Annotated in this window: 26 protein-coding genes; 3 read left to right on the top strand and 23 right to left on the bottom strand. The window is 28.6% G+C overall.

Annotated features, from left to right (window positions below):
* Positions 1-21 precede the first annotated feature (21 nt).
* Positions 22-525 (bottom strand): DUF4358 domain-containing protein, encoded by a 504-nt coding sequence (locus I4V63_RS05535; protein WP_196000297.1) that lies wholly within the window; start codon positions 523-525, stop codon positions 22-24.
* Between the two features lie 354 nt (positions 526-879).
* Here I4V63_RS05535 and I4V63_RS05530 point away from each other — a divergent pair, with 354 nt between their 5' ends.
* Positions 880-1,626, top strand: coding sequence for an N-acetylmuramoyl-L-alanine amidase (locus I4V63_RS05530; protein WP_196000296.1), 747 nt, complete (start codon positions 880-882; stop codon positions 1,624-1,626).
* A gap of 164 nt (positions 1,627-1,790) precedes the next feature.
* Here I4V63_RS05530 and I4V63_RS15770 read toward each other — a convergent pair whose 3' ends face one another.
* The 5 genes from I4V63_RS15770 to I4V63_RS05510 form a co-directional block, all read right to left on the bottom strand.
* Entirely contained in the window at positions 1,791-1,916 is a 126-nt protein-coding gene (locus I4V63_RS15770; RefSeq protein WP_279325744.1) for a hypothetical protein, read from the bottom strand.
* Between the two features lie 165 nt (positions 1,917-2,081).
* On the bottom strand, positions 2,082-2,957 hold the full coding sequence (locus tag I4V63_RS05525) for an aldose 1-epimerase family protein (protein ID WP_196000295.1): 876 nt from the start codon (positions 2,955-2,957) through the stop codon (positions 2,082-2,084).
* A 142-nt stretch (positions 2,958-3,099) separates the two neighbouring features.
* Positions 3,100-3,414, bottom strand: coding sequence for a rhodanese-like domain-containing protein (locus I4V63_RS05520; protein ID WP_196000294.1), 315 nt, complete (start codon positions 3,412-3,414; stop codon positions 3,100-3,102).
* A gap of 68 nt (positions 3,415-3,482) precedes the next feature.
* Positions 3,483-4,028: a methyltransferase domain-containing protein gene (locus tag I4V63_RS05515; RefSeq protein WP_196000293.1), complete on the bottom strand. Its 546-nt coding sequence runs from the start codon at positions 4,026-4,028 to the stop codon at positions 3,483-3,485.
* Between the two features lie 208 nt (positions 4,029-4,236).
* Positions 4,237-4,728, bottom strand: a complete 492-nt coding sequence (locus I4V63_RS05510; RefSeq protein WP_196000292.1) for a hypothetical protein — start codon at positions 4,726-4,728, stop codon at positions 4,237-4,239.
* Positions 4,729-5,025: 297 nt separating this feature from the next.
* Here I4V63_RS05510 and I4V63_RS05505 point away from each other — a divergent pair, with 297 nt between their 5' ends.
* Positions 5,026-5,328 (top strand): hypothetical protein, encoded by a 303-nt coding sequence (locus I4V63_RS05505; RefSeq protein WP_196000291.1) that lies wholly within the window; start codon positions 5,026-5,028, stop codon positions 5,326-5,328.
* Between the two features lie 222 nt (positions 5,329-5,550).
* On the opposite strand, the gene I4V63_RS05500 is transcribed toward I4V63_RS05505, so the two are convergent.
* From I4V63_RS05500 to I4V63_RS05430, 15 genes are read right to left on the bottom strand one after another with little or no spacing between them, the layout of a single operon-like run.
* A complete protein-coding gene (locus I4V63_RS05500; RefSeq protein WP_196000290.1) occupies positions 5,551-5,994 on the bottom strand; it encodes a 4Fe-4S binding protein in 444 nt (147 codons plus the stop codon).
* On the bottom strand, positions 5,987-6,430 hold the full coding sequence (gene nuoB, locus I4V63_RS05495) for an NADH-quinone oxidoreductase subunit NuoB (protein ID WP_196000289.1): 444 nt from the start codon (positions 6,428-6,430) through the stop codon (positions 5,987-5,989). Before nuoB ends, I4V63_RS05500 begins: the two co-directional genes overlap by 8 nt.
* 14 nt (positions 6,431-6,444) lie before the next feature.
* Positions 6,445-7,422 carry a complex I subunit 1 family protein gene (locus I4V63_RS05490; RefSeq protein WP_196000288.1) on the bottom strand — a complete coding sequence of 326 codons (978 nt, stop codon included), beginning with the start codon at positions 7,420-7,422 and terminating at the stop codon, positions 6,445-6,447.
* Positions 7,423-7,433: 11 nt separating this feature from the next.
* Positions 7,434-9,443, bottom strand: a complete 2,010-nt coding sequence (locus I4V63_RS05485; RefSeq protein WP_196000287.1) for a proton-conducting transporter membrane subunit — start codon at positions 9,441-9,443, stop codon at positions 7,434-7,436.
* A complete protein-coding gene (locus tag I4V63_RS05480; RefSeq protein WP_196000286.1) occupies positions 9,440-9,775 on the bottom strand; it encodes a cation:proton antiporter subunit C in 336 nt (111 codons plus the stop codon). Before I4V63_RS05480 ends, I4V63_RS05485 begins: the two co-directional genes overlap by 4 nt.
* Positions 9,776-10,216, bottom strand: coding sequence for an MnhB domain-containing protein (locus I4V63_RS05475; RefSeq protein ID WP_042394254.1), 441 nt, complete (start codon positions 10,214-10,216; stop codon positions 9,776-9,778).
* Between the two features lies 1 nt (position 10,217).
* Entirely contained in the window at positions 10,218-10,496 is a 279-nt protein-coding gene (gene mbhE / locus I4V63_RS05470; protein ID WP_196000285.1) for a hydrogen gas-evolving membrane-bound hydrogenase subunit E, read from the bottom strand.
* Entirely contained in the window at positions 10,481-10,747 is a 267-nt protein-coding gene (locus I4V63_RS05465) for a hydrogenase subunit MbhD domain-containing protein (RefSeq protein ID WP_196000284.1), read from the bottom strand. The genes mbhE and I4V63_RS05465 overlap by 16 nt, the downstream gene beginning before the upstream one ends.
* On the bottom strand, positions 10,740-11,084 hold the full coding sequence (mnhG, locus tag I4V63_RS05460) for a monovalent cation/H(+) antiporter subunit G (RefSeq protein ID WP_042394260.1): 345 nt from the start codon (positions 11,082-11,084) through the stop codon (positions 10,740-10,742). Before mnhG ends, I4V63_RS05465 begins: the two co-directional genes overlap by 8 nt.
* On the bottom strand, positions 11,084-11,347 hold the full coding sequence (locus I4V63_RS05455; protein WP_042394262.1) for a monovalent cation/H+ antiporter complex subunit F: 264 nt from the start codon (positions 11,345-11,347) through the stop codon (positions 11,084-11,086). Before I4V63_RS05455 ends, mnhG begins: the two co-directional genes overlap by 1 nt.
* Positions 11,347-11,880, bottom strand: a complete 534-nt coding sequence (locus I4V63_RS05450; protein ID WP_042394263.1) for a Na+/H+ antiporter subunit E — start codon at positions 11,878-11,880, stop codon at positions 11,347-11,349. Before I4V63_RS05450 ends, I4V63_RS05455 begins: the two co-directional genes overlap by 1 nt.
* A gap of 18 nt (positions 11,881-11,898) precedes the next feature.
* Positions 11,899-12,543, bottom strand: a complete 645-nt coding sequence (gene hypB / locus I4V63_RS05445; protein WP_196000283.1) for a hydrogenase nickel incorporation protein HypB — start codon at positions 12,541-12,543, stop codon at positions 11,899-11,901.
* Between the two features lies 1 nt (position 12,544).
* Entirely contained in the window at positions 12,545-12,886 is a 342-nt protein-coding gene (gene hypA / locus I4V63_RS05440; protein WP_196000282.1) for a hydrogenase maturation nickel metallochaperone HypA, read from the bottom strand.
* Between the two features lie 10 nt (positions 12,887-12,896).
* Entirely contained in the window at positions 12,897-13,979 is a 1,083-nt protein-coding gene (locus I4V63_RS05435; RefSeq protein WP_196000281.1) for a nickel-dependent hydrogenase large subunit, read from the bottom strand.
* Between the two features lie 15 nt (positions 13,980-13,994).
* Positions 13,995-14,372 (bottom strand): NADH-quinone oxidoreductase subunit C, encoded by a 378-nt coding sequence (locus tag I4V63_RS05430; RefSeq protein WP_196000280.1) that lies wholly within the window; start codon positions 14,370-14,372, stop codon positions 13,995-13,997.
* A gap of 249 nt (positions 14,373-14,621) precedes the next feature.
* On the opposite strand from I4V63_RS05430, the gene I4V63_RS05425 reads away from it, so the two are divergent.
* Positions 14,622-15,038: a hypothetical protein gene (locus I4V63_RS05425; protein ID WP_196000279.1), complete on the top strand. Its 417-nt coding sequence runs from the start codon at positions 14,622-14,624 to the stop codon at positions 15,036-15,038.
* Between the two features lie 72 nt (positions 15,039-15,110).
* On the opposite strand, the gene I4V63_RS05420 is transcribed toward I4V63_RS05425, so the two are convergent.
* Together I4V63_RS05420 and I4V63_RS05415 are read right to left on the bottom strand one after the other, a co-directional pair.
* Positions 15,111-18,755, bottom strand: coding sequence for an efflux RND transporter permease subunit (locus I4V63_RS05420; RefSeq protein WP_196000278.1), 3,645 nt, complete (start codon positions 18,753-18,755; stop codon positions 15,111-15,113).
* 83 nt (positions 18,756-18,838) lie between these two features.
* On the bottom strand, positions 18,839-19,396 hold the full coding sequence (locus I4V63_RS05415) for a hypothetical protein (RefSeq protein WP_196000277.1): 558 nt from the start codon (positions 19,394-19,396) through the stop codon (positions 18,839-18,841).
* Positions 19,397-19,603: the final 207 nt, after the last annotated feature.

Here is a 19,603-nt window from a genome sequence, read left to right as displayed (position 1 = left end):
ATAAAATACTCCTTTTAACTATTATTTAATTAAGTTATTATACTCAGTTTCTACTTCATCTTTAATTTCACTATTTACAATCATTAAAGAAACTAAATTCCCATTAACTTTTATCTCAGCATTTTCAGCAACTTCTTTTTCTTCTGGATAAAATGCGCTTCCTACTTTATCTTGTAAAACTTGTTCTAAAGAAGCTTTTACATCATCAACCTTTCCCTCTTTAGCCTTAACAACCATAATAAATCCTGGTCCTGGTGATATTTGAGTTTCTAATATTCCATAATCCTCTACATCATCTAAATTTAAGTGATATATTTCTGTTGCCATAGTATCCTCTATTTCCGCTGCAGCTCTTACATATCCCTTTTCATTTAACTTTTCAACAACCTCTTTTGCTGATACAGAAGTTGTTTGTCCTGTCCCCTGCTCAACACTTTGATTATTACCATTACTTACATTTCCACAACCTGTTAATGTTGCACCTACCATAATTGCAATTAAAGCACTTACTAATAATTTTTTCACTTTTAATAACCTCACTTTTTTTTTTATTTTCTTTTGTTAACATATTAATTAGACCATTATAATTTATAAATTGTTCCTAATTTCAAAAAAAAATTTTCAAATTTATTTTCCTTTATATTTATTTACATTTTTTGGTAATTTATTTATACTTATAATTAGGATCCTAAATCTTATCTAAATATTTTATATTTAATTTAATCAATCAAATTTGACTAAAATTTTAAATTCAACTTAGTTTAAATTCTACATAGTATGCTTATTCACTGTGTATAAAAACTAATTTCATTTAAATAATATTTTGTAGAGGTGGTTTAAATAAATAATGATTCATTTAACTTAAACTACAGAAGAAAAATGCTTTACAAAAAGAAAAAAAAACGTCAAAGAAGAATAATAGTAGTATTTACTACTATAATATTATTTATATCTATAATTCCCTTAATAATTATTATGTCAAATAAAAATAAAACTATTGCTACTTTTAACTTAGCAATGCCTAAAGTCGAAGAATTATCTCCATATATCGTTTGTATTGATCCCGGTCATGGAGACTGGGATTATGGAGCTATTAGTCCTAATGGTACTGCTGAAAAAGATATTACGCTAGCTGTTTCATTAAAATTAGGTGAACTTCTAGAAAGTGATGATAGATTTAAAGTAATTTATACAAGATCAAGTGATGAAATCGATTGGTTAGAAACCGCAAATGATAGTTTGAAAGAACGTATAAATATCTCAAAAATTTGTGATGCTGATATATTTGTTTCAATACACTGCAACTATAGTTCTGATTCAAAGGATATATCCGGCGTTGAAACTTGGTATAATCCTAATGATGAAAATAGTTTAATCTTATCAAACTATCTTCAACAAGCATTAATAGACTTAAATTACACAACTAACAGAGGTGTGCGTTCTTATATTCCAGGCGAAGAGCTTGCTGTTTTAGAATTAAATACAAATACTTCTTCACTAATTGAATTAGGTTTTTTAAGTAATTCTTCAGATGAAAAATATCTTTCATCTAAATTAGGACAATCTAACTGTGCTAAAGCCCTTTACGAAGCAATTGTTGAATATAGAGATGATACGACTCAATAATAAATTTTTTTCCATCTTTAATAATAAATAAGTAAAATTATTGTATTATACTAATTTAGTTAAAAATTTATCAACTTACTAAAATTAATTAATTATTTTAAACATAAAAACCACAATAATATAATCTTTAAATCATATTATTGTGGTTCATATTCTCTTTTTATCTATTGTTCTTCTTTAGCCTTTTTATCATCTAAATATCCCTTAGCTTCAGTAGTTGGATCACTTATAATTCCAGCTAAAGATATCCATAGTCCATAATTCTTAAATCTAGACCATTCTATTTTCATAATCCCCCTAACTCCTTTAACTATTAAGATATTCTTAAAATATTTGTATGTTTTATAAATTCAAAGTTATTTTTTACTTTATTAAATTTAACTAAAATTATTTTTCCTCTCCAAAAAAGCCTAAATAATATGAGCACTACATTATTATTTAGACTTTTTAAATAACTATTTTATTGTAACTGTATAAGAACTATTAAATACTTGTCCTACCTCTAGCTTTTCTATTGCTTCTTTATCCTTAAATTCACCAGTGAAATCCTCAAAGTCAGCATGTCCATACCATGGCTCAATACATACAAATGGAGCACCTGTTACTTTTGTCCATAATCCCATATAAGGAAATCCTGTAAAATCCATTGTTATACACTTATCATGATTAACTGATTTTAAACTAATCTTATTAGATTTTAAATTATCAAAAACTAATGCATCGTTTTTAAATACATCAAAACTTAAATTAATAATATTATCATTATTTAAACATTCTTTTCTTTCTTTTTTAATGTATCCATCTTCATTGATAATCATTATATCAGTTGTTTCTCTCTCATTAAACTCAAAATAATAATCATTTATTATTTCTCCACCCTTTATTGGACACATAAATGCTGGATGAGCTCCTATTGAAAAATAAATAACTTTATCGTCTTTGTTCTCAACTGTATAAGCTGTTGTAACCCCATCTTGAACTAATGAATAAGTAATCTTTAAAGAAAATTTATAAGGATATACCTTTAATGTATCTTCTGAATAAGATAACTCAAATACTAATTTATTATCTGTTTTTTCTACTAATTGAAATTCACGAATCCTCGCTAATCCATGTTGTGGTAAATTATATTCTTTACCATCAACTTTATATACACCATCTTTCACTTTTCCAACTATAGGAAATAAAACTGGCGCATGATATCTCCAATAATTTTCATTCCCATTCCATAAATATTCTGTTCCATCTTCTTTAGATTTAATACTAGTAAGCTCTGCTCCATGAGTACTTGCAACAATCTTAATTCTTTCATTTTCTAATGTATATAACATTCTCCTCACTCCTCATCCCTAATAATTTAAACGTTATCTTACAATATTATATAATATTACACATATTATTTTAATACATAAAATAAAAAAACGTATTTAAAACAGCAAATCTTAATTATTTACTATTTTAAATACGTTACTTTTAAACTATTTTACCATCATAGCCTAAAATACCTTGCCCTAAATTGTAAATTTTACTAAACCCTTCTTCCTCTAGCATTTGGCATGCTAAAGCACTCTTATGCCCTGCTTTACAATAAACTAAAATAGGCTTATCTATATTTTCTTTCAACTCTTCAATCTCCCATTCTAATTCTTCAACCGGTATATTTACTGCATTAGGAATCTTCTCAGACTTATATTCACTAAATCTTCTTACATCTATAATTACTAATTCATTACAGGTTTCTATTAGATTCTTGGCCTCATTACTATTAATTGACCTAAATGAACTCATACTTACACCTCTTTTAAATTTTTCATTTAAGCTAATTATATTAATAATACTTATCATTTTCAAGTTTCTTATTTATCTACTGGCTTTACAGCATCAATTATAATCGATACCATGCCTAATTTGCCCATAGAATTTCTTTTATCAAACCTATAACTTCTACATACCTTTCCCTTAGACTCATCCCATTCCTTATAATGAAAATCTCCCTGTTCATCACAATATTCTAGAAGAGTTACTTTAAAACCAGCTTCCTCAAATACTTTTACTAAAGTCTTATAATCATACACCATTTTATGCTCTGCTGCTGGATGCTCTTCATGGCCTGGTCCCCCCACTTTAATCATACTTTGATATAAAGCATTTTTAAAATTCTTATCTGGAACAGCACATCTAACATACCCACCTGGTTTCAAAAATCTATAGCAATTTTCCGCTGCTTTTATTCCATCCTCCAAAGATAAATGTTCCCAAACATGTTCTGCTAATATCGCTTCAATTTCTTCATTACCCTTTAAATTTTCCCATTGTTCTAAATTTAACAAATTTAGTTCATTTTCTTGAGTAGAAACCCACCCATTATATTTTGTTTTTCCAGCCCCAACAATTATTTTCATAATCCTTTCCCCCTTAATATACTGTAAACATCATTCTAACTATTATTAATATAGTTATATATATTTTTAATTTTATATATGTATTAATAGTTAATTTTTTATCAATAATTCAATTATATATATTTTATACCATTTTAATCCATATAGTAAATATCCTTTATTACTTTTTTATCAAAAATAGTCCTAATATACACATATATTAAGACCATCAAGAATGTAATACCTCAAAATTTATTGTAGTACCCAATAAAATTAATAAAATAGCTATTACACTTTTATAAGCCTTTTCAATTTCTTTTTCATCTCTTTCTTCTCCTATTTGCGATAAAACTGACCTATAATTATTAAATATTATTCCTGTAAAAATTGCTGTTACAAACAAATAGATAACATTTGCATTTTTGGGTACCTCAGATAAGTCCTGCACCATATCTGAATAATTACTCTCATTTAATTGATCTAATATTTTAATTTTTTCCCATTCTAGGTATTGTATATTTAGAATAGCTGCATATATTATTAAATATACTCCAAAGGAAGACAAGTCTAAAATTCCAATTTGATTAAGTAAATCTGCCCTTTCTTCTTCGGTAATACTACTAGTGCTATTGTTGCTATTTTTACTGTTATTATTATTTTTTTTATAAGAACTACTCTTTTTATTACTTTTTCCTTTTTTTTCATTGTTATATTTTTTCATAAATCCATCTCTTATAATACTTATACTATATATATTATTCTAATTTAACAACCTCTGTTAATCTTATCCTAAATAGTAACCTGCAATATTTACTGCCTAATTCAAAATTTTATCTTTATCCATAATTTTATAAAAATCTTTTAAATAAATATTAAATTTTTTATATTATTTACAAATAAATTATCATTTTGGAACTGTTTCCAATATTTTTTTGATAAATAGTTATTTTTTTATTGTAAATATTTTACATAATGCATATAATATTTATACACGCGGGAAATTTTAGGAGGTTATTGTATGGAAAGTAATTGTAGTAATACTAAAGATTCATTTCAAATTTTTTTAGAGGAAAGAAATATTCCTGATCCTGATGAACTACTAGGGAAAGCACTTAAATATTTAAAAGAAAAAGGAAAAAGGGTTTCCTTCAAGGGTTTTGATATAAATAACTCAGCAATTGTTGAAATAGATAATGAACTTTACAAATTTGATAAATGCTTTGGTCTTTGGCAATCAGCTCGTTTTACTAAAGTTAATCCTAGTCTTTCAGGATATAAACTATTAAATAGAAAATCAAAAATTGAAAGCTACTATTCTTAATAGGAAACTCGACTCCTTTCAGTCGCTGAGTAAGTTCGAGTAAACCAAATTAAAATTTGGGCTCTCACTTAGGAAACTCGACTCCTTTCAGTCGCTGAGTACACTAAAGTGTACTTTCAACTAGCCAAATTAAAATTTGGAGTTTCAAGCAAGTTCGAGTAAGTCAAATTAAAATTTAGAATCTTACTTATACAAAAAGGCGCTTATTTGCGCCTTTTTATTTTATATTTTTTCTTTTTTGTCTATTACTTCTTTTGATTTTTCCCCTTGCTTTGGTTTTATTGTTGGCCTTGGTGGTAACTTTTTAATAAAGCTTCCTTCAACCTTTAATTTTTCTTTATCATTTTCTACCATCATTACCTCTTCACTTGTTTTTATTGCATGTTTAGGACAAAAATCTGTACATAACCCACAAAATGTACATGACGCTAAATCAAATGTCATTTTTATTTCCTGTCCACCTTCTACAGGCTTAATTTCCTTAGTAATTGCTTGTCCAGCACAAACCCTAATGCAAATTCCGCAGCCTATACATGCATTAGAATCAAAATAAAGCTTTCCTCTATAATTTTTTGCTCCCTTTGTATTATCAAAATCTTCTTCATTTGTTAATACAGGTTTAAAAATATTACTTATACCTTCTAATAAATAAGGAAGTTTAAACATGTGTCTCTACCTCCCTCTTCTTATTTAGTATTTCTACAGCTTTTAATATTCCCTTTGCTATTGCTTCTGGTTTTGGAGAGCATCCTCCAACTGTTACATCTACAGTAGTCCATTTATCTAATGGTCCATCAATAGCATAGCTATCCTTAAATACATTTCCTGAAGCTGGGCATGACCCTATGGATACAACAACCTTTGGTTCTGGAACTTGTGATAAAACCTTAATCATTCTATCTCTAGACTGTACTGTAATTGGTCCTGTTACAACCACTATATCTGCATGCCTAGGAGAACCTGCAACTTTAACACCAAATCTTTCTATATCATATCTTGGTCCAAGTAATGCTAGTAATTCAATATCACACCCATTACAAGATCCAGTATTTAAATGATATATCCAAGGAGATTTTTCCCTACTTTTTTCTACTAATGCCATTACCAAATACCCCCTTACAAATTAAAGCTTACTAATACATAGCTTAATAGCGCTAATATAGTTGGTACTGTCCAATAAAATTTAAACATTTGATTAGATTTATATCTACCCATAAGTCCCCTTACTACAGATAAAAATAATACTGTAATCACAACTACTAATACAATTAATATCAATGTATTAACTATTATATTAATTACTAAATTTTCATTTTCAACTCCTACATTGCCTAAAAACAAAACTACAAATAGAGCAGTCATAACATATAATTTTATATTATGTGTTAACTTAAATAGCCCAAGCTGCAATCCACTATATTCTGCTAATGGTCCTTCACAAAGTTCAGTTTCTGCCTCTGCCACATCAAATGGTGCAACTCCAATTTTAGCTGGTAAAATCATCAAAAAGGCAATAGCAGCCGGCAATAATGCTATAGAAAATATAAAACTTCCATTAATTTTTTGGGCCATTGATATTGCAGATAAAGAATACGTAGTTCCCATTCCTAAAACCATTCCTGCTTTTTTACAAACAGCTAATATTGATGTTATAAGCGGTAATTCATATGCAATCATAGAAACAACTTCTCTTGAAACACCTATGGATGCAAATGGTGACCCTGATGCAATTCCACCAATTATTATTGCTACTGAAGGAATAGTTAATAAATAGATAATTACAACAATATCTGCCACTCCTCCAAAAAATGATACATTATATATAGGAAATAAAACTGGTACTATACAAATACTAACTAATGCTATTATTGGTGCCATTATAAATAATTTAGCATTAGCATTTCTAGGTACTATAGTATCCTTTCCTATTAATTTTACAAAGTCATAAAAAGGTTGAGAAATCTTAGGTCCCCTTCTTCTTTGCATTCTAGCGACTATTTTTCTATCCACACCTGATAAAAATAATCCCATAATCATTGTAAAAATAAAGCCTGGGAATATTAATAAATTAATTAATTTTAAAATATACTCCATATTCCCACCTCCTATACAAATATAAATAAAATTATTAATACTATGACTAATGTGCTTACAATCCATAAAGCATAATCATTAACATTTCCGCTATGTGCCCTCTGGATACTATTTAAATATCCCTTTAATTGATATTTCATTCCCCAGAACAAGTCATTAGCCCCAACTTTAACCTTATCACCCTCTTCTCCACCAACAAAAATATCATATTTACAACTTGACTCTATATCTACATTTGAATAATTCATACCATTTGAAGCCTTATTTTGATATCTTGTAAATATACTCATATCAAATTCCTTATCAAGATGTTCATGTATTTCCTCACCAGTCTTTTCTCCTTTAAATATTACAAACAATAAAACACCTAAAAGCAATATTATGAATAAAATTAAAAAATTTGTTGGACTATAAATCCCATTAGTTGAAAATTCAATTTTACTAACATCAAAGTTTATATCCAATACACCATATACATTTCCTAATGCACTTCCAATATATATAGGCAAATTATAAATTGCTCTTACAACTGGCATTAATAAATTTTCTACTACTAATCTTGGCATTATTCCCAAAACAACTGTTAAAGTTGCTAAAATACCCATGGGTATCTTCATAGATAATGGAACATCTTCTAAATGATCATGCTCCTTTTTAATAGGACCAAAAAATACTGAATGTCCTACTTTTATAAAGGATGCTAAAGTAAGTGCTGATACTACAACAGCTATTATTGAAGCAATACCCAAATTTCCATTAAAACCTGATTCATAAATCATCCATTTAGATGCAAATCCATTAAAAGGTGGGATACCACTAATTGCTGCTGCTCCAAATAAAAACATCGCCATAGTAAAAGGCATTTTCTTTCCTAACCCTGAAACTGAATCTAAATCCGTAGTTCCAGTTGTATACAAAACTGCACCTGCAACTAAAAATAATAAGCCTTTAAATATAGCATGATTTATCATATGATAAGTTCCACCAGTTAAAGCCATTATGCTTATTTCTCCACTTTCTATAATTGCAATTCCTAATGCTGTAATTATATATCCAATTTGCGAAACTGAATGAAATGCTAAAAGCCTCTTAAAATCATGTTGTAACAATGCCATAGAAACTCCTATTACCATTGTTACTAATCCCCATATTAAAATTAAATATCCTACTGGCTTGTTAGATGCTAGTCCAAAAATCATAAATACCAATCTTATAATTGCATATACTCCTGTTTTACTCATTACACCAGATAGTATCATTGATATTGATGAAGGTGCTGCCATATGAGCATCTGTTGGCCAAGTATGACATGGAACCATAAATGCCTTAACTGCATATCCAACCATCATAAGCGCAAATGCAACTATCATAGTAGAACTCATACCTTGTGATATATTTAAACTTACAGCTATTTCAGCCAAGTTTAATGTTTTAGTTTCACTATATATCAAACAAGTTCCTAGTAAAATTAAAGATGATCCTAATGATCCTGTTACTATATATTTAAATGCTGCTTCAACTGACTTGTCCTTATAATTTCTAAATGCAGTTAAAGCAATAGCTGCAAAAGTCATTATTTCTAGCATTACATACATATTGAATAAATCACCAGTAAATACAAAACCAATCATACTTGAAGTTAATAATAAAAATAATACATAATATTTTTCTAACCCATTATCGTGACTCATGTATTTTAATGAATAAATTGCTGATAATAATGATGCCCCTGTAATAATTAACGATAAAAATACACCTAATGAATCTATTTCAAGACAAATCCCATAAGCTTTTCCTTCTATAGGAAGCCAATTTCCCATCCAAGTTACTATTACTCCACCCTCTACTAACACTGGCTTAATTAATAATAATACACATATAAACGATACTGTAGTTGCTATAACTGTTAATGCCTTTTTTACTTTTATATATTTTTCTTTAAAAAGCCCAAGTACAAAAGCTAATATAAACGGCATCATTATCGCAATTATTGGAAGACTATTAATAAATTTAGTACTCACCCTCTAATCCTCCTTATATCATCACTTTCTATACTGTTATAATGCTTATGAATTTTAATAACTATTGATAAAGCAAGTGCAGTAACACAAGCTCCTATTACTATGGAGGTAAGAGTTAGTGCTTGAGGAATAGGATCTACAAAATAAGTACTATTATCACTAAATATAGGTGCCGTTCCATTAGTTCTGTATCCAATTGAAATTAATAATAGGTTTATTCCTGAATCTAAAATTCCCATCCCAATTACTATCTTTATTAGATTTTTCTTCAATACAATTATGGCTAAACCTATAACTATTAATAGAAAAGCTCCAATATAATTAATTGTCATCTACTCCTCCCCCTTTTTATTTAAATTGCTCAACATAATGATTATCAAAAAAGAAATTCCTGCAAAAACTTTAAATCCTACTGCAAAATTCATTAAAAATATACTTCCTGACGAAAATAATTCTCCTGGAGTTCCCTTTTCAAGTATATTTCCAAAAAACACTCCTGAACCTATTAATCCTATAAATGCTAATATTATAAATCCAAGTGCTCCTAAATCTTCTGCAATTTTAAATGTATTAGAAGCTATTCCATTCTTAACCTTTTTAAATCCATATCCAATATAAATCAATGCAACAGCTCCAGCAATTAGTACACCTCCTTGAAATCCTCCACCAGGTGATAAATGTCCATGTATTATAATATAAAGCCCTAAAGTAAGCAAAATAGGCAAAACTAAATTTGTACAAGAAATTAATATTGAGTCTCTCCTCTTTTTCATATTATTTCTCCTCCTTTGCTTTCTTCTCTTCTCTTAATACTGCTGCAACACCACAAATTGCAGTGAACAATACTATTGCTTCTCCTAATGTATCATATCCCCTAAAATCAAATACTGTTGCTGTTACTGAATTTATAGCTCCAGTTTTACTCATAGTTTCATCAATAATTATTTGTGATGCATCTCCAAATACTTCCGGCTTTGACCCCATCTTAAATCCAACAAAAGAAAAAATTGCAAGTAATAAAATTAAAATTATATATGTCATTCTTTTTTGCATTTTTCTTCCTCCTTAGTCTTAACCTTATTTAAAGTTATTATAAAGATTACAGGTGTTAATATTGCTCCAACTGCCGCTTCTGCAAGTGCTACATCTGGTGCTTTAAGTATTAAAAATTCTAATGCTAAAAATGTACCAAGAACAGCCATCGCAATAATACATTGAAGCATATCGTCTAAAAAAAATATACAAAGAGCAGCAATAACTAATCCACATATAACTAAAAAATTAAGTATTTCAAAACTACCCATTTATATCCCTCCTATAATGATCAAACTTCGTTTTATCACTTAACTCTGCCTTATTTTTATATGCTGCTCTTGCCATGGCATGTGCTCCTACTGGATTACTTATTAATAAAAATACAACTATTATCAATGACTTAATTCCTAATGATGTATTTGATTCACTAAAGCCATATATACTACATGCTAAAGCTATTGGCATTGCTCCCATAGTTGCTATATTAGTTGCACTTTGAAGTCTACAAAAAGTATCAGGCATTCTAATTACTCCAACAACTCCGGCTAGTGTAAAAAAGATTCCTATTACTAGTAATATACAAATTATTACTTCTAGTATAGACATTATAATTCCCCCTCTATATACTTAGAAATTAAAACTGTTCCAATAAAGCCTAAAAGAGTTATAATAAGTCCAAGATCTAAATACATAGCTCTTTCTTCAATTGCACCAAATAAAATCATTACAATACCTAAAATTATATCTATAGAATCAGCTGCTAAAACTCTATCTATTACATTAGGTCCTTTAAAAACTCTATATACTAAAACTAATGCTAGGATAGCTAATAATATTGCCACTATATAAAATATAGAATTAATATTCATTATTTAAAAAGCCTCCTTACAAAATATTCGAATTTGCCTTTTATTATTTCCGATGCTTCTTTAGTATCTTCTGTTGTCGCATCTATCCAATGAATATACATTGCATTTTTATTATCTTCATCTTCATAAATATCCATTGTTATAGTTCCAGGGGTTAATGTTATGCAATTTGACAACATAGCTAAACCATAATCTGAATTTAAATCTGTAGTTATTTTTACAATACCTGGGTTTATATCTATCTTAGGAGATAATGATTTAATTGCAACACTAAAATTTGCTTTAATCAATTCCCATAAATATACCGGAATAAATGCTATTAAGTTTATTATTCTAAACTTTTTAAACAACCACATTCCATCTTCTCTTGCAAAATACTGACTTGAAAATAAACTAACTATTGCGGCAACAATAGCTCCTACAATAATCTCTTGTGCTCCTAATTTTAAAATATTAAAATCCTGCATTAAAAATAAAATCCAAAACAAATATGATAAAATAAAGGTTCCTAAAAACGCTGTCCACCTTTTCATAAATTATCACCTTCTATATTATATTTTTTTAACTACCCATTCTGCAAAAGATCTTGCTTCACCTTTTTCTAATGAGTTTATTTTAAATATCTTGGAATTAGGGTTTCTTAATAATACCTGCTCCCTAACTTCATCTTCATTAAAGTTAAAATATTTTATCATATCATATTTTGTAAGTACCAAGGCATCTGCTTTTGAAAACATTAACGGGTACTTTACAACTTTATCATCCCCTTCTGGAATACTTAATAATGCAATCTTTAATACCTCACCAATCTCAAATTCTGCTGGACATACCAAATTCCCTATATTTTCAACTATTATTAAATCTAATTCATTTAAATCGAATTTATTAATAATATTCTTTATTGACATAGCTTCAATATGACAGGCCCCTTGAGTATTTAATTGAACAACAGGAATTCCTTCCTCTTGAATTCTTTTTGCATCTATAGTTCCTTCAATATCCCCTTCAATAACGGCAACCCTTACCTCTTTCTTCTTAAGTTCATTAATCAAATTTAATATAAATGTTGTTTTTCCTGCTCCTGGCGCCCCCATAATGTTGATCATTTTTACATTGTTATCATTAAGTGTTTTTTGAACTTCCTTGTGACAATCTTCATTCCATTCTAAAATTTGTCTTACAACTTTTATTTCCATATTAATCAACCTCCATCGTATCCAAATAAAACTCTCTTCCCTTTGTAATTTCATATTTCAAACCCTTGCACTTAGGACATTTATAGTCATTCTTACCCATAATGCCTTTATACCCACATTTATTACATTTAATTTCTACTGGTATTTTTTCAACATTAATTTCTGTATTTTCAGCTATTGTTCCTCTTGCTACAATACTAAAATAGTATGATATACAATCTGGAACTAAGTCTGTTAACTCTCCAACCTTAATATTTATTTTATTAATCCTTTCAATTTTATGCTTTTCCCCTTCTTCGAGGCATATCTTAAGTAACCCCTTAGTTACAGCTAATTCATGCATATTTTTTCTCCTATCTATCTAAACATGAGAAACATGGATCTATACTTGCAACTATTAACCCAGCATCTGCAATCGTATTATTTTTTAACATAACCGGTACTGTCATTGAATTTTTAAATGTCGGTACATGAATATTAACCCTTCCATTTGTTTGTCCACCGTTTGTTACTACATAATAAGTTACCTCGCCCCTTGGTGCTTCAGTAACACTCATATACTCACCTGCTGGCACCTTAGGTATTTTATTTCCTAAATTAATAGGACCTTTAGGCATTTTATTTAAAGCTTGCTCAATAATTTTTAAACTTTCTTCAATTTCAATTAACCTTACTACAGCCCTAGAAAATACATCCCCATCATTTGCTAATGCTACATTAAATTCAAAATCTTCATAAGAGTTATATGGCATAGTTTTTCTTACATCAAAATCAACTCCAGATGCCCTTCCATGTGGACCACATGCACCATAATTTAAAGCATCATCTTTTGATAAAATCCCAACGCCTTTAGTCCTAGCTGCTATACTTGAATCTTTCGCATATATATTATAAATATTCTTATATTCTTTTCTTAATTCAGCTATCATCTTTATTAATGTTTGTTTTTGCTCTTCCTCTATATCTCTACGGGATCCACCAATAATATTCATAGCATAGTTAACCCTATTACCACTTATAACCTCTAGCATATCCATAATTTTTTCTCTTGACGCAAAGCACATCATAAATAAGGAATCAAATGCAATTATATGTGCAGCTAATCCCAACCATAAATAATGTGAATGTAACCTTTCTAGTTCACTCATAATAACACGAATATATTGACCTCTCTTAGGTACTTCCATACCTGAAATATCTTCTATAGCTAAACAATAAGTCATTGCATGCGAATGAGAGCAAATTCCACATACCCTTTCAACTAACGTTATTGTTTGAATAAAATTTCTAGTTTCCGTTAATTTTTCTATTCCTCTATGGTTATAACCTATGAATACCTCAGAATCCTTTATAAGTTCTCCCTCAGTGAGAAGTTTAACATGAACCGGCTCTTCTAAAGCTGGATGATAAGGACCTAATGGCAAAATATAACTCATCCCTTCTTCCCCCTCTTATTTATCTTTTAACTTTTTCAATTCATTTAATGGCATTATTAATATTTGCCCCTCACCTTCTTTAAACTCTTCAGGCAAGAATAATCTTCCACTAAATATTAATCCTTCAAATTTTAATGGCATCATTTCTTGAATCTCTTCTTCGAACCACTGTGCACCTTTATATATATTAGTCACAGTTGGTAATATAGTCTCACCTTTAATGTAATAATGTTTCCTAAAGTTATCATATTCTAGCGTGTACACTACAATATTATTTTTATCTTTATCTACATATCCATTTATAGCTACTAATCTACCCTGCTTTTCTCTAATCTCTTTCACTTTTGAGATAATTTCTTCTTTAGTAATCTCTTCTATTGTAATTTTATTCATAAGACACCTCCCCTTAATCAAAGTTATATTTTTATATTTTTGTTTAATTATTACATATGTTCACCTTATATTATACAAAAATTTACCCCTTATTTTAATATCATATTCATGGCTTTTAGATTTTATTTTATATTATCTTTCTTTAAATTATTAATTCTATTTTTTGTTTTATATCTATAATTTTTATGCTATAATGACAATATAATTATTGTTAATATAGTATAATTTATAATAAAAGGAGTTTTTGCAATGGGTTTCAAAGATAAAATGACAAAATACTACTCTGATGCATATATGAATAAATATGGAGATAGAATGACAAGTGTATCTGGTACAGTTTTATCAGTTAAAACTGAAGCTAAGAGCTTTCTTGGTATTTTTAATAGATTACATGTTTGGCTAGTTGTTAAATCTGATGCTGGTAAGCAAATAGCTAAATGTGAATACAAAAGAAATAGATGGTTTAAAAAGCCAGAATTTATTGACATAAACCAAGGTCACAAAATAATTGTTATGGGTATTAAAGGTGAAAAAGGTAAATCAAATTCTGAAGTTGTTATAGCTTCAAACATTGCTAACTTAACTACTAGAAAAGACCTTCATCCATTTGACCATAGTCAAATAAAAAAAGCAAGACAACAAGCTACTAAAATGAGAACTAGATAATAAAAAAAGAGTCGTATATACGACTCTTTTTTTATTTCTTATAATATTCTTTTATCCTTTACACTGATAAAACTAAATTGATTCCTCAATTATTATTGGTTTCAACTCTCTTCTGTGTAAAATATCATACATAATTGGAACTATAAATAAAGTTAAAACAGTAGCATAAGTTAATCCACCAATTGTAACTATAGCCATTGGCTGAATCATATCTGCTCCCATTCCAATTCCCATAGCTAAGGTAGATAATCCTAAAATAGTTGTTAATGCAGTCATTAATATTGGTCTAATTCTTGATTTCCCTGCTTCAATTAATGCTTCCTTCTTTTCCATTCCACCTAATCTTAACTGATTTACATAATCAACAAAAACAATCCCATTATTAACAACTATCCCTGCAAGCATTAAAAATCCTAAGATTGCAATCATATTTAATTCAAACCCTGTAATAATTAATGCTAAAAATCCTCCTGTAAATGCAAGTGGAATAGTAAATAATACTATAAATGGTGATAGTAAAGATTGAAATTGTGCTACCATGATTAAATATATAAATACTATGGCCATTGCAATCATAAGTATTAAATCTCCAAAAGCTTGTTTCATTGAATCACTTTCTCCACCAATTTCAATAGTATATCCTTGCGGCAATTCATATTTTTCTATTTCTTTTTCTACAGCCTTACTCACATTTCCTACATTATGTTCTGCATCAACAGACGCACTTACAGTAATAGCTCTAGTTTGATTAATATGATTAATTGAAGATAATCCATTTTCTTCACTAATTGTTGCAATTTCACTTAATGCAACTTTCTCTTCATTGCCATTCTTAGTTCCCTTAATTTCAAGCTCCTTAATATTATCTCTTTTCAAGGTATTATTACTATCTTTTGCTATTATTACTGGATAATTACTAGAATTTATACTTAATGAAGTTGAAGTTGTTTCTAATGATATCTCTTGTGCTACAGCCTGATAAACTTGTGCTACTGTTAATCCATATTCCATAGCTTTATTTTTATCAACAGTTATCCTTGTTTCTAAGGAAGTATCTTCTTGACCATTAGATACTTCAATTGCACCATCTACTTTACTAATTATATCTGCTATATCATTAGCTATTTCTTTAATCTTATCTAAATCATCACCTTCAATGGAAAGACTTATTCCAGATCCCCCCAAAGCAGACATATCCATAGTTGAAGTGGTCACATTAATCTCACAATTTAAATCTTTTGTTTTATCCTCAATTAATTTCCCAACCTCTTTGCTTGATAGTTTCTTATCATCTTTTAAAATTACATAAAGTGAAATTGATTTATTATCTCCTCCACCCATTAAACTCATAGAACTTGAATTTTGCATTGCTCCTATAGTATCAACATCCTCAATTTCAGAAATCCTATCAATAATATTATTGCTCATCTCTCTTAAATCAGTAGTTTTTGTATCATTATCCATAGTCATACTAACAGAAATTTGAGTACTATCCATTTCAGGCATAAGAGAACTTCCTCGCGATATTGAAATTACTGTACTACTAACAAGTAATACAACAACCAAAATTAAAAATATTGGCTTATATCTTAATGCAAATTTAAGTGATTTACTATATATGTTTATAAATTTATTAAAAAATTTATGCTCTTTTTCCACTGTTGTTTTAAGCAACGTAGATGACATAGTAGGTACTAATGTTAATGCTACAATTAAGCTCGCTATTAACGAATATGCTATAGTTAATCCCATATCAGTAAATAACTGCCTAGATATACCTTCAGTAAATACTATAGGTAAAAATACACAAATAGTAGTTAATGTTGATGCTAAAATTGCTCCTGCAACTTGAGTTGCTCCCTTAACAGCTGCTTGAATTGCTGGCATACCTTCATTTCTTAACCTATATATGTTTTCTATAACAACAATACTGTTATCAACTAGCATACCAACACCTAATGCTAAACCAGCTAACGATATAACATTCATTGTTACACCGCTAAAATACATCATTACTAATGCAAATAATAAACTTATTGGAATACTAAAAGCTATAATTATTGTTGGTTTTATATTTCTTAAAAACAGTAATAATATAATTATTGCTAATATACCACCTAAGATTAAATTGCTTAATACGGATTGAATAACAATATTAATATATATTCCTTGGTCTTCCAGTGCTGTAATATGCATATCCGAATTGTTTTTTTGTAATTCCTCTATAGTATCATTAATTTTATTGGATACTTCTGATGTAGAATAGGTGCTTTGCTTTTGAAAAGATAATATTATTCCATCATTGCCATTTATCTTAGCATACATTTCATCCGAGTTATCTGTATATGAAACTTCAGCAACATCCTTTAAATATATATCTCCTACTCCTTCAACATCAATATTAAATAATAAAAGATTTTCTAACTCCTCTAGTGAAGTTAATTCATCTCCTACTTTAACTAAATATTTTTCTTCCTCTTCTTGAATGTATCCAGCTGGCATTGAAAAATTTTCTGCCTTCAAAATATTTGATATAGTTGAAGCCGAAAGTGCTTCTCCTATTCCTGCATTCTTATATACTTCATCCCTTGATGCTTCGAATTCTTTTATGCTTTTATTTAGTTCAGTTTCACTATTTGTAAGTTGTGCAGAAGCTTTACTTAATTCTTGATTTAAAGTTAACTTCCCTAATTCTAGTTCTTTTTCCTTATCAGCTAATCCTGTAAGTTGTGTTTCTAATTCACCCTTTTTAGTAGTAATTTCTGAAATTCCTGAATTAATTGCCTCTAACCCACTAGTTAATTCATTTAATAATTCTTGCTCCTTTTCAGATATTTCAATTCCTACTCCTTGTTGTGCTTCTAAGAACTTGTCCAACAAGTTCTTTTTCTGTTCTATATCAGCCTTTTGATTTTCTAAATCATTTTGAGCTAATAATAAGCTATTAATTGCTTCAATTAATTGTGTTTTCCCACTTTCCAAAGTTGCACTTGCTTCTGCAAGCTGTGCTGTTTGCTCTTTTCCCTGAGTCTCTAATTTATTCTTTCCTGATTCTAATTGATTCTTTGCATCATCTAATTGTGCCTTTCCTTCTGCTAACTTTTCATCAACACTAGCAAGTACCTTATTATTAATAGAATCAATCTTTTCTTGATTTAATTGGATCTTTATTTTTTCTTCCACTAATCCTGTTGAATTTACTGATGCTACCCCATCAATTTTTTCAAAGGCGGGAATAACTGTTTCATTTACAATCTTAGTTACTTCCTTTGTATCTAATCCATTAACATCTATACTAGCAACCATTATAGGTAACATATCTGGATTCATCTTCATTACCATAGGTGACTGAACATCATCATCAAACTGTGCTTGAGCTAAATCAATATAACTATTCATTTCAATTAAGATGCTATCCATATTAACACTTTGCTCAAATTCTAAAATTATAACACTTGAATTTTCACTAGAAATACTATTTATATTTTTAATTCCACTTGTTGTTGCAAGTGATTGCTCTAGGGGCTTAGTAACTGCAAGTTCTACCTTTTCAGGGCTTGCCCCTGGATATGTTGTCATAACAACAACATATGGTAAGTCCATACTCGGCAATAAATCTGTAGTCATTTTTGTAAATGATATTGCTCCTAGTAATACAACTAATATTACTGAAACAAAAACTGTAAATGGTTTTTTAACACTAAATTTTGAAAGCATTATTTCCTCCTAATATTGGCATATTAAGTTAATTTTAACTTTATAGCATAATAATTTCAAGGAAGTTATCAATTTGTAACCATTTATTTACAATTTTCACATTTAAAATCTTTTCCGCTTTCATTTACTGTTCCACTATTAATTATCTTACTTCTTGATAAGGTTCTACATGTACTCTTAGAATGATATGTTTTTCCATTAGGTGTCCAATACACAATTTCATCTTTATTTAATAAATTATTATCTTTTTCTTCTATTAAATCAGCTATATTGATAGCCTCATCCTCTACATAAATTTTCTCTTCCTCTTTTTCATGAATTTCTACGTTTCTTTCATCACTATCAATTTCTTTTACTTCTATTTCATTCCCTTTTATCTCTACCTCATTTTCTTTTGATATATTATTATGTAAATTCTCTTTTTCTTTATTAATATGTTCTTCTTTAATACTATCTTGGCTATTACCTATCTTACTATCTTCTCCACCATATGCCTTGATATCTTTCTTTTTGTCTTCTTTAAAAATTCCCAAAGGTAAAAACTTTACTACCTTTACTTCAAAACCGCCTCTAAATATTTCTTTTCCATATATAACCATAACAATTAGTACTATTACTAAAAATATTATAAATGTAGCCATATGCTCTTCTCCTAACATAATCATCTTATAAAATCTACTTCGTCATTAATTTAAATCATTATCTATTATTATTATATAAAATATATAATACTTTTGAATAGTTTTTTCTTTCTTTTCGCTATAAATATCTTAATATCTACTAAATATTAAAGGAACTACCCTAAAGTAGTTCCTTTAATATTATTCATATATTCTTTTTATCACTTT

Source organism: Clostridium sp. 1001271B_151109_B4 (assembly GCF_015670405.1).
Classification (GTDB): Bacteria; Bacillota; Clostridia; order Clostridiales; family Clostridiaceae; genus Clostridium.
This window is presented reverse-complemented; position numbering and strand designations above follow the sequence as displayed.